Annotated in this window: 9 protein-coding genes; 8 read left to right on the top strand and 1 reads right to left on the bottom strand. The window is 46.1% G+C overall.

Annotated features, from left to right (window positions below; translation table 11 throughout):
* The first annotated feature begins 163 nt into the window (after positions 1-163).
* Complete coding sequence (locus E1919_RS25320; RefSeq protein ID WP_162056207.1) at positions 164-541, top strand: endonuclease domain-containing protein; 378 nt, start codon at positions 164-166, stop codon at positions 539-541.
* Between the two features lie 349 nt (positions 542-890).
* Here the strand turns inward: E1919_RS25320 and E1919_RS25315 are convergent, their stop codons facing one another.
* On the bottom strand, positions 891-2,015 hold the full coding sequence (locus tag E1919_RS25315; RefSeq protein WP_162056206.1) for an MBL fold metallo-hydrolase: 1,125 nt from the start codon (positions 2,013-2,015) through the stop codon (positions 891-893).
* Positions 2,016-2,395: 380 nt separating this feature from the next.
* Here E1919_RS25315 and E1919_RS25310 point away from each other — a divergent pair, with 380 nt between their 5' ends.
* The 7 genes from E1919_RS25310 (at position 2,396) to dgoD (ending at position 10,158) form a co-directional block, all read left to right on the top strand.
* The gene (locus E1919_RS25310; RefSeq protein WP_162056205.1) at positions 2,396-2,896 is read left to right on the top strand and encodes a DUF2721 domain-containing protein; all 501 of its coding nucleotides are present in this window, start codon (positions 2,396-2,398) and stop codon (positions 2,894-2,896) included.
* 175 nt (positions 2,897-3,071) lie between these two features.
* A complete protein-coding gene (locus E1919_RS25305) occupies positions 3,072-4,328 on the top strand; it encodes an FAD-binding protein (RefSeq protein ID WP_162056204.1) in 1,257 nt (418 codons plus the stop codon).
* Between the two features lie 88 nt (positions 4,329-4,416).
* The gene (locus E1919_RS25300) at positions 4,417-5,445 is read left to right on the top strand and encodes an alcohol dehydrogenase catalytic domain-containing protein (RefSeq protein ID WP_162056203.1); all 1,029 of its coding nucleotides are present in this window, start codon (positions 4,417-4,419) and stop codon (positions 5,443-5,445) included.
* A gap of 165 nt (positions 5,446-5,610) precedes the next feature.
* Complete coding sequence (locus E1919_RS25295; RefSeq protein WP_237144850.1) at positions 5,611-6,552, top strand: glycoside hydrolase family 43 protein; 942 nt, start codon at positions 5,611-5,613, stop codon at positions 6,550-6,552.
* Between the two features lie 207 nt (positions 6,553-6,759).
* Positions 6,760-7,746 (top strand): 2-dehydro-3-deoxygalactonokinase, encoded by a 987-nt coding sequence (locus E1919_RS25290; RefSeq protein WP_162056201.1) that lies wholly within the window; start codon positions 6,760-6,762, stop codon positions 7,744-7,746.
* A complete protein-coding gene (locus tag E1919_RS25285) occupies positions 7,743-8,396 on the top strand; it encodes a bifunctional 4-hydroxy-2-oxoglutarate aldolase/2-dehydro-3-deoxy-phosphogluconate aldolase (protein WP_162056200.1) in 654 nt (217 codons plus the stop codon). Before E1919_RS25290 ends, E1919_RS25285 begins: the two co-directional genes overlap by 4 nt.
* Positions 8,397-9,009: 613 nt before the next feature.
* On the top strand, positions 9,010-10,158 hold the full coding sequence (dgoD, locus tag E1919_RS25280; protein ID WP_162056199.1) for a galactonate dehydratase: 1,149 nt from the start codon (positions 9,010-9,012) through the stop codon (positions 10,156-10,158).

The following is a 10,158-nucleotide window of genomic DNA, read 5'->3' as shown; positions in this document are numbered from 1 at the left end:
TACTTCCCGCAAACATGACAGTAAACTAACTCCGCTCGTTTCCATCTTTACCTCCTTTTGCCAAACCATTTAGTTTACGTTAAGTAGAACTTAACGGCCCTACCCCTTTGAAGGGGGTAGGGGGATGTTTCTATTTGAGTGGATAAAATGATATTATGTTTATATGAAGCGAAACAGTATAATTCCGTACCGAGCTGACCTAAAGCTTAAAGCCCGAGAATTAAGAAATAACAGTACTCTTTCGGAGGTGCTACTGTGGCAGGAAATCAAAGACAAGAAACTACTAGGTTATCAGTTTCACAGGCAGGTTCCTATGCTGGATTACATTGTTGACTTTTATTGCCATGAGCTAAGATTAGCAATTGAAGTAGATGGAGATAGCCATGATCACAAAATAAGCTATGACATTATGAGACAAAAGGAATTAGAAGCTTATGATGTACGCTTTTTGAGATTCGATGATATAGACGTGAAGAAAAAAATTATGTATGTGCTGACCGAAATAACTTTGTATATACAAGACAGCAAAATCAAACAGTAAATACTCCTATTACTCCTTCAAGGGTAGGGTCGTTTTTTTCTCCTAAACTACAAGCAAGAACGGTGGTCCGCAGATGTAAACACCCCTCTACGCTCCCCTCAAGGGGAGAATCTGCTTGCAAGAAACGACCATACTCTCAAGGGGAGAATTCTGCAATAGAGAGTGGCTACCCCCTTCGAAGAGGGACTTTTGTCCTGTCACTTCACATAGGCATGTTGCTATCCGGCGCTTAATGAAGAGCAATATTATCACGGCATTTGAGGTATATTATCGTGCGGCATTTGCTCGTGGATCCTTCAAATTCCTAGGAAACAAGTTTATCAAAATTAAACTACTCAACCATCCACTTTCACTCCCGCCACCACTTCTCCATCGGCACTTTAGACTTCAAAATCACTGGTTGCCCTATAAGTGGAGTCGTAATTGGCACCTGCAGCTCAGCCGCTTTGGTAGTAGCGCGCTCAACAGGTTCTGTCCAACTGTGCATGGCCAAGGTGAAGGCGCCCCAGTGGATGGGCATCAGCAGTTTTCCCTTCAGGTCGATGTGCGCCTGCACGGTTTGTTCGGGCATCATATGTATGTTGGGCCAGAGTTCATTGTACTGGCCGCACTCCATCAGCGTGATATCAAAAGGCCCGTACTTCCTACCAATTTGTTTAAAGCCGTTAAAGTAGCCGGAATCGCCGCTAAAGAAGATACGATCTTCGCTGCCCAATATAACCCAGGACGTCCAGAGTGTTTTCATTCTGTCGGAGAGCCCGCGGCCGGAGAAATGCCGGGAGGGGGTGGAGGCAAAGGTGAGGCCCTCGAACGAAGCCTCCTGCCACCAATCCATCTCCGTTATCTTTGCTGCAGGCACGCCCCAACGCTCCAGGTGCGCGCCCACACCGAGGGCCACAAAGAAGTGCCCTGTTTTCTCTGACAGCTTTTGAATAGAGCCATAGTCGAGGTGGTCGTAATGATCGTGCGATATCAGCACGGCATCTATACGGGGCAGGTCCTCAACGGAAACAGGCAACTCAGAAAACCGCTCAGGGCCAATAAAGCTGAAAGGGGAGGCTCTGTCGCCCATCATAGGGTCCAGGAGCAGACGCTTGCCGTCTATCTCTATTAGAAATGCAGAATGTCCCATCCAGGTGATGACGGTGGCCGTGTCCTGAACGGCATCAAATCTGTTTGTGTCGATTTTATGCACCGGGAGCGCATAATCCGGACGCTGATTATCTGCTTCCTCGAAAAGCCTTGAAGAGATCAGCTTCATATAGCCCTTAAAGCCGATGTCCATGTTCGTCTCGACTGGGTTGTGAAACTCGCCTTCAAAGTAATTGGGAGACTGTTTGATTGTTTCCAGTCGGTTTCCTTTTACCACGGCGCCAAACTGCGGCGAGAGCCTCTGCAACGAACAGCTGGCTACAATAGCCAGCAGCAGTATAAAACCGAGAACATATATAGAGGCTCTTATGCTTTTCTTCATTTAATTTTAATCAATTTAACTTTTATATCAGACCTTCAAAAGCCACAGGCTTGTTGAAAGAGTTAAATGTCCGCGCTTTTGTTACGTGTAAAGAGAGTTGACAGTGTATATGATAGGCTGAGGGTACATAACCGATTGGCTAAAGTTTTGTTTCAAACTCTTTTTGTGCCCTTTAGCGTTACTACTGACTTCCTGTTAAGCATGCTACCTTGCTTTCCTATATACTGCCTAACCGAAAAGAATAACCCATAAGTTAATTTCCGACCTAAGCTATAGTAAAACAATTCATGCTTGTTCCTGTAAAGTAAGAATTTAAAATACTGAATCTGCACTTTTGATGATGCAAATCATGTGCTATAAAACAAGAAATCTGAAACGATATGCCAACACTTAGCGACCTGACTGCCATGATCACCCCGGTGGTGCTTATCCTGGCGACAGGACAACTGATTTTAACTACCTCCCAGCGACTTGCCCGAAGTGTAGAGCGGGCCCGCAAGTTATCTGAACAGTTTGAGGAATTGGTTCTAACAAAGGATCATAACGAATCGGCGGTAAAAAGAGAGCTTATTTACAAGCTTCTGGAGAGAGCCGCGAGCCGATCCAGAAAGCTCCAGCAGGTAATGAGCCTTCTTTACATCGCGCTGTCCATTTTTGTGGCCACCACCTTATCCATTGGTTTGCTGGAGGTATTTGGAATTCTAGTAGTCTGGATACCCGTGTTACTTGGTTTAGGTGGCGCAGGCTTCCTGTTTTATGCCACTATTTTACTCATTACAGAAACACGCATCGCCCTGGGTGCCATCGATATCGAAATGGACTACCTTGTAAAAAACTACAGCGAAGATTTACCTGACACTGCAACGAAAGGAGAGGTCTAAAGCCTATACTATATCTTTTTCCATAGACTTCCTTTTTAGTCTCCTTTGCTCTATCTAAATCCATTTTTAAAGTTAAGGAGGGAAACAGTGGTGGTTTGTTATAAACAGCAACTATTTTAGTCTTTAGCCATACCTTTACATTATCGCAAATGCCATCCAGACAAACACGAATGCTATGAATAATATTAATTGGGCAGGAAACATAAGTTACAGGACTGAAAATATTCATTATCCAAAAACTGTTGAGCAGGTACAGGAAACCATCAAGAAATGCAGCAAAATCAAAGCGCTTGGCTCCCGGCACTCTTTTAACAGAATTGCAGACAGCACCGAGAACCAGATATCGCTGAACGCTACAAATAAAATTATATCCTTAGACAGTACTGCGCATACTGTCACGGTAGAGGGAGGTATGCGCTATGGAGAACTTGCTCCCTATCTGCAGGAGAAGGGTTATGCTTTGCCCAATTTAGCTTCCTTGCCACACATATCCGTTGTGGGTGCCTGTGCTACGGCTACACATGGCTCCGGCGTAAGCAATGGTAACCTGGCAACGGCTGTTTCTGCTTTAGAATTCGTAGATGCAGCTGGGCAGGTCGTCTCCCTATCTAAGGAGAAGGATGGAGAGCTGTTTAAAGGAGCCGTTGTCAGCCTGGGGGCACTGGGCATTGTGACAAAGATAACTTTAGACCTTCAGCCTGCCTTCAACATGAAGCAGGTGGTGTACAGGAATCTGCCCATGGCGGAACTGGAAAATAACTTTACCTCCATCATGTCCAGTGGCTATAGTGTGAGTTTATTTACCACCTGGAAAAACAAAAGCATCAACCAGGTTTGGATAAAAAGCATAGCCAAAGAAAGTGCCCCCGAAGAAGCTTCTGAATTCTACAGCGCTACGCTTGCCACAGAGCACATGCATCCCCTGGAAGAACTTTCGGCGGAGCATGCCACAGAGCAAATGGGAATCATTGGGTATTGGTATGAACGGCTGCCGCACTTTAAGATGGGTTTTCAGCCAAGCGCGGGTGCTGAATTGCAGTCAGAGTACTTTGTCCCATTGGAGCAGGGCTATAACGCGATGATGGCAATAGAGCAACTGCACGAAAAAATCTCCCCTTACCTGTTTGTTTCTGAGTTAAGAGCCATTGCTGCAGATGATCTCTGGATGAGCCCTTGCTATAAAAAAGCCTGCGTGGCTTTTCATTTTACCTGGAAGCAGGAGTGGAGTGCAGTAAAATTCTTGCTTCCGTTAATTGAAGAAGTACTGGCACCTTACAATGCGAAGCCGCACTGGGGGAAGTTGTTTACCATGGCCCCATCTGTTCTACAGTCACGCTTCCCTAAGCTTGCTGATTTTAAGCAGTTGGTTCATCAGTATGATCCGGAAGGGAAATTCCGCAATGAGTTTTTAGCACATCATCTTTACAGTTAATTCGCATCACATTTCCCTAAGCTCCAGAGCCAGGAACATATCCAGCACCGGTACGTTCTGCTATAGATAACCAACTATAGTATCGCTTATGCTCGAACGACAGGTATACCGCATGCCAAAAGCTGGTTCCATCACTGATCTGAAACTGCTGACGGAGCAATTAGAACAGCCAAAGGCGAATGAAGTGTGCGTAAAAGTGAAGGCGGTCGGACTCAACTTCGCAGACATTTTCGCGATGCAGGGCCTCTACAGCGCCACACCTGCAGGTCCATTTATTCCAGGGCTGGAGTTCTCCGGTGAAGTAGTAGCAGTAGGGAATGAGGTGGAAGAGTGGAAAGTAGGTGACAAAGTGATGGGGGCCACCAAGTTTGGGGGCTATGTTTCGCACATCAACATCCATCACCGCTACGTGCTCCCCCTGCCTGCCGACTGGAGCTTTGAAGAAGGGGCAGGGTTCCTGGTGCAGGGACTCACGGCCTACTATGCGCTTACAGAATTAGGTAATCTGCAGAAAGGAATGACCGTGCTCATTCATAGTGCAGCAGGTGGAGTGGGAATCCTGGCCAACCGAATTTGTAAAAAAAATGGTGCCTATACCATTGGTAGTGTCGGCTCTCAGAACAAAGTAGACTTCCTGCAGAACGAAGAAGCTTATGATGCTGTCATTCTCCGGGATAGTTTATTTTATGATAAGCTGAAAAATGCACTTGGAAATCGCCCGCTACTTCTGATAATGGAATGCATTGGCGGTGAAATTCTGGAGCAAGGCTGGAAGGCAATGGCCCCTATGGGACGCATGGTGGTGTATGGCAATGCTAGCTTTGCCAGTCATGGGTCAAAACCTAATTACCCAAAGCTTATCTGGAAGTTTCTGAGGCGCCCCAAAATAGACCCCCTGCGTTTGCCCACCCAGAACAAATCGCTCATGGGCTTTAACCTCATTTACCTTTACGAGCAGACAGATATGATGCTCGACATGCTCAGCGGACTGCAGGCGCTGCAGCTGAAGCCACAGCATATTGGCCACGTCTATGATTTTGAAGACATGCATGAAGCCATTCACCTGTTTCAGCAAGGCAAAACGGTAGGGAAGGTGGTCGTGAAGCTTGCGGAGTAGGTTTTTAGCATAATTTTTTAAATATTAGGTATTCTTTACGTTAGACCCGGTCCTCCATTGCGGCGTCTGCTAAAATATTGTTTAAGCTAAGTATAAGAACTACAATGATATATGAAAAAGATTGGCCTTGGTTTACTCTTCCTAACATTTATCTTGAACAGCTGTATGGCACCAAAAACAATAGAAGAAGCAGCAGAAGCAGCGACGGCAGGCAATCCTGTTTTTGAAGGTTGGTATGCCGACCCTGAAGGCATCATCTACGATGACAAGTACTGGATTTACCCCACCTATTCCGCTCCCTTCGACGAACAGGTATTTATGGATGCTTTCTCATCTCCTGACCTGCTGCACTGGACCAAGCATGAAAGAATTATTGATACAGCTGAAGTGAAATGGGCCAAACGTGCGATGTGGGCACCCGGGGTGCTTCAGAAAGACGGGAAATACTACCTTTTCTTTGCTGCCAACGATGTGCATGAAGGCGAAATAGGTGGCATAGGAGTAGCAGTGGCAGATAAACCCGAAGGCCCATTTAAAGATCTGCTGGGGAAACCACTTATCAACGACATTGTTAATGGGGCTCAGCCGATTGACCAGTTCGTGTTCAAGGATAATGATACCTATTATATGTACTATGGTGGCTGGGGCCATTGTAACATCGTGAAGCTGAATGATGATTTCACAGGGCTGGTTCCCTTTGAGGACGGCTCCACTTACAAGGAAGTAACTCCCGAAGGCTATGTAGAAGGCCCTTTTATGTTTAAGCGCGATGGAAAATATTACTTTATGTGGTCGGAAGGAGGCTGGACAGGACCAGATTACCGCGTCGCTTATGCCATAGCAGACTCACCTTTCGGCCCGTTCAAGCGGTTGAATGTTATTCTGCAGCAAGACCCGCAGATAGCAACAGGAGCAGGGCACCACTCCGTAATGTACCACCCTGAAAAAGACCTTTGGTACATGGTTTACCACAGAAGACCTTTAACTGAAACTGACGGTAACCACAGGGTAACCTGTATCGACAAAATGGAATTTGATGAGAATGGTTACATCAAGCCTGTGCAGATAACCTTTGAGGGAGTGGAAGCGCAACCGCTCGGAAAGTGATGAGGCGGAAGGATAGCATGCTGGGCATATAAGCTTTCCGCTGCTTGGTTTAATGTTGCCGTTCATTGTAGTGTAGCAGACTTTGCGCAACAGTACCGCTGGGACTAACAGTTGCTATATTAGCAGCTTTCAAATTCTCAAGAAGCTAATAGAGCTTTTGTTATCGCTTGTATATTTCTTTATATTGGATTCACAAAGTTTTTGCTTATGGTTCATTTCCTGAGTTGCGACTGGGGCACTTCATCTTTTAGGTTACGGCTTATAGGAGCTGAGAATGCAGAAACAATTGCATTCAGAAAGGCTGATAGAGGTATTGCTGCCACTTTTAACAGCTTAGACGACAGGAAAAAGAAAGACCCGGAGCAGCGATTGCTTTTCTACCTGCACATAATACAGGAGCACATCTCCGAAATTGAACAAGATCAAAAAATCAGCTTAAAAGGTGTTCCGCTTGTAATTTCCGGAATGGCTTCCTCCTCCATTGGCATGGCTGAACTGCCTTACCGAAACCTCCCTTTTAACATAGATGGAAGCGATATAGAAGCAGCTTATTATGAAGTAAGCGCCAGTTTTGCACATCCTGTCCTGCTGATTTCCGGCGTTAAAAGTGAAGTGGACGTGATGCGAGGCGAGGAGACGCAGCTTATAGGTACCATCAGAGACAGTACTGCTGCGGAAGGCCAGGAACTATATATTTTCCCGGGAACACATTCCAAACATATTGTGGTCAAAGACAAGCGAGTCACAGACTTCAAAACCTATATGACAGGTGAGTTCTTTGAGCTTTTGTCGAAGCAAAGCATTTTGAAAGGGGGAGTAGAGCGGGATGATGATCTGCAGGCCCCAAAAGCGCTGCAAAGTTTTACAGCAGGAGTTCTGGATGCCAAAGGTGCCAATTTGCTGCAAATGGCTTTTCGGGTCAGAACAAACACCCTTTTCGAAAAATTCTCAAAAAGAGAAAACTACCATTACTTAAGCGGACTATTGATTGGAGCGGAGCTGGATGAAATTACACCTTCAGATTATACGCAGGTGTCAGTCTGCAGTGATTCCGTGCTGACCTTAAAGTACGAAACAGCCCTAAAAGCTTTAGGTCTGAAGGAGAACGTACATGTCTTTCCTCCAGAGTGGGCGGATGAGGCGGTGGTGAGGGGGCAGTTAAAAATATACAAGCAATTTACCAGTAAACTATGAAATCATCCTTTTCCTGGGAAGCCTTTGATAAAATTCCGGTGGTAGGCATTCTGAGAAATCTGCCACCACAGCATATGCACAAGCTGTTTGCCGTTTACCTCGATGCCGGATTAACCACGATAGAAGTGACCATGAATTCAGCGGGTGCTGCAGATTCCATTGCTTCGCTGGTTGAAACCTATGGAGACCAGTTAAATATCGGAGCAGGCACCGTCTGTACCTTAAAAGACCTTGACCAGGCATTTCAAGCCGGGGCACAATTTATCGTCACGCCAATTCTGAGGGAAGAGGTCATCAAAGCATGTGTAGCGCGCGATGTGCCGGTATTCGCGGGAGCTTATACGCCAACAGAAATCTACCGGGCCTGGGAGTTGGGGGCAAGTATGGTAAAAGTTTTTCCCGCTGGTCAGTTGGGCGCCCGCTATATAAAAGAGGTGTTGGCGCCTCTTAATCAAATTAAGTTGCTGCCCACCGGCGGCATCAGCCAGGAAAACTTTGCAGAATTTCTAAAAGCCGGTGCCAAGGGGCTTGGAATGGGAAGCCAGTTGATTCCTAAAGCATTGATAGAAAACGAGCAGTGGGAACAATTAGGCAAGCATTTTTCTGAGTTTGTGACGAAGTATAATTCTTACAAGCAGCAAAATGCATGATTTAAGCAGCTGCTTTAAAAGTATAGTTTTATAGAAAAGCTACCACAAATTCAATTTTAAATGTTCTTAGAAGCTTTTCGCCTCGCCGGCGGTGCCTTACTTTTCTCCTTGATTGGGGTAGGGGCCCTATGTCAGAGAAAAGTAAGCAAAAGAATCAAGACAATTTTGAACTCGCTGAACGCTCAAACAAAAAATTGTCCAATGGTGCACTTGGCAAATTTGTCTTCTTTGTAGCTTCCATAGACTAAGGCAAGTTTGAAACCAATGAATACGTATTTGCTTTCAAAATTATCAGACTTTAGCACGAAGTGAAGGTGTTTCCAGTCTTTGGGTTGAGCGCCTTGTAAATTTCCGGTGCCACGCTAGTGGCAGCCGATAGGCAGGAAATATACACAGCGCGATGCCCGAAGACGAGGCCTCTCGGCCTAGAGAGCTCAGAGCAATAGCTATAGAACTGCATGTCTGATGCCGCTGGATAAACTGTCACTACGGCAGGTTAGACAATATCAGCTACAGTCAAGACGCCAGATTAGACAATATCAGCAACAGTCACTACCGAGTCACATAAATGGCTCACCAATATTAGAGTCTTCATCAACAAGTAAAGAAACAGATGAAAATTACGAACTATGAATTATTTCAGGTCCCACCACGCTGGTTGTTTTTAAAAATTGAGACAGACGAAGGGATAGTAGGATGGGGCGAACCAGTAATAGAAGGAAAAGCGGCAACCGTGAAGACGGCGGTGGAGGAACTGATGGAATATCTGGTTGGAAAGGACCCGATGCTCATCGAGGACCATTGGAATGTAATGTACAGGGCAGGTTTCTACCGCGGTGGTCCTATTCTTATGAGTGCAATTGCCGGCATAGATCAGGCGCTGTGGGACATTAAAGGCAAGTTCTTTAATGCCCCGGTCTATCAATTAATAGGAGGCAAGGCCAGAGATACGATGAAGGTTTATTCCTGGATCGGGGGAGACCGCCCGGCAGACGTAGGAAACGCAGCGAAAGAAATGGTGGCCAAGGGCTTTAAAGCCATCAAAATGAATGCAACCGAGGAACTGCAGTATGTCGATTCCTATGACAAAATAGATCTCGCCATCGCGCGTATTGCTGCCGTCAGAGAAGCAGTTGGCCCAGCGGTGGGTATAGGAATTGACTTTCATGGCCGGGTGCACAAGCCGATGGCTAAAATACTGGCGAAAGCACTGGAGCCATACCGCCCTATGTTTATAGAAGAACCGGTATTGCCTGAAAACAACGAAGCGCTTCGGGAGATTGCGAATCATGTTTCTATTCCGATTGCCACCGGGGAAAGGATGTTCTCGAAGTGGCAGTTCAAAACTTTGCTGAAGGAAGGGTACGCTGATATTATCCAGCCTGATTTATCACATGCAGGCGGCATTACAGAATGTAAGAAAATCTTTTCCATGGCAGAAGCCTTTGATGTGGCGGTAGCCCCTCATTGTCCTCTGGGTCCTATCGCGTTGGCTGCCTGCTTACAAGTGGATGCCACTTGCCATAACGCCTTTATACAGGAACAAAGCCTAGGAATTCATTATAACCAGGGCAGCGACCTGCTCGACTACCTCGTGGACCAAACGGTTTTCGCTTATCACGAGGGCTATGTCAATATTCCGGAAGGTCCCGGGCTTGGAATAGAAGTAAACGAGGCGCATGTTAGAAAAATGGCAGCAATTGGCCACAACTGGAAAAACCCGCTGTGGAGACACTTTGATGGAAGTATAGCAGAATGGTAA

The sequence above is a fragment of the Pontibacter pamirensis genome (genome assembly GCF_010015475.1).
GTDB classification, from domain to species: domain Bacteria; phylum Bacteroidota; class Bacteroidia; order Cytophagales; family Hymenobacteraceae; genus Pontibacter; species Pontibacter pamirensis.
Note: the sequence above shows the minus strand (reverse complement) of the source record. Positions and strands in the feature narration are given on the sequence as shown.

Bases quoted from the DNA above. Each gene is read 5' to 3' on its own strand.
- E1919_RS25320 (WP_162056207.1), top strand. From the start codon at position 164: ATGAAGCGAAACAGTATAATTCCGTACCGAGCTGACCTAAAGCTTAAA.
- E1919_RS25315 (WP_162056206.1), bottom strand. From the start codon at position 2,015: ATGAAGAAAAGCATAAGAGCCTCTATATATGTTCTCGGTTTTATACTG.
- E1919_RS25310 (WP_162056205.1), top strand. From the start codon at position 2,396: ATGCCAACACTTAGCGACCTGACTGCCATGATCACCCCGGTGGTGCTT.
- E1919_RS25305 (WP_162056204.1), top strand. From the start codon at position 3,072: ATGAATAATATTAATTGGGCAGGAAACATAAGTTACAGGACTGAAAAT.
- E1919_RS25300 (WP_162056203.1), top strand. From the start codon at position 4,417: ATGCTCGAACGACAGGTATACCGCATGCCAAAAGCTGGTTCCATCACT.
- E1919_RS25295 (WP_237144850.1), top strand. From the start codon at position 5,611: ATGGCACCAAAAACAATAGAAGAAGCAGCAGAAGCAGCGACGGCAGGC.
- E1919_RS25290 (WP_162056201.1), top strand. From the start codon at position 6,760: ATGGTTCATTTCCTGAGTTGCGACTGGGGCACTTCATCTTTTAGGTTA.
- E1919_RS25285 (WP_162056200.1), top strand. From the start codon at position 7,743: ATGAAATCATCCTTTTCCTGGGAAGCCTTTGATAAAATTCCGGTGGTA.
- dgoD (WP_162056199.1), top strand. From the start codon at position 9,010: ATGAAAATTACGAACTATGAATTATTTCAGGTCCCACCACGCTGGTTG.